We start from the raw sequence: 352 nt of genomic DNA, 5'->3' as shown, positions 1-352 counted from the left end.
CTGCGGAATTTAGCCCAGTCAAATACACTTAAGCATAAGGGAATAATAGTAGCATCCATGAGATATACTTTACGTTTAAGCCTATTAAGCTCAGCTCGTCTAGGAGAATTTTTATGCCACAGATGATCTAAAAGTTTGTAGTAAAGGTCTCGGAATAGACGATGATCACGATGTTTGTTAATGTAGGAAAGATTGGATTTGCTAGGCGTTCTAGAGATACCCATATGACTCATGTTTCCTGTAGTACTACGAAGACCATTAGAGATATCACGAACGGAATCAGCCGATGAAAGATGGCAGAAAAGCATACTCACAAAATGTGTCCAGCTATTAATTCCCTTGTGATGTTTAT

At 38.4% G+C, this 352-nt stretch carries 1 protein-coding gene; it reads right to left on the bottom strand.

Features of this window, described 5'->3' with window-relative positions:
• Nucleotides 1-308 (bottom strand): DUF4372 domain-containing protein (locus tag GOQ16_RS17410; RefSeq protein WP_240141087.1); only part of this gene is annotated, 308 nt, incomplete at its 3' end.
• Nucleotides 309-352: the final 44 nt, after the last annotated feature.

It is taken from the genome of Sphingobacterium bovisgrunnientis, from assembly GCF_009829085.1.
In the GTDB taxonomy this organism is placed as follows: Bacteria; Bacteroidota; Bacteroidia; order Sphingobacteriales; family Sphingobacteriaceae; genus Sphingobacterium; species Sphingobacterium bovisgrunnientis.
This window is presented reverse-complemented; position numbering and strand designations above follow the sequence as displayed.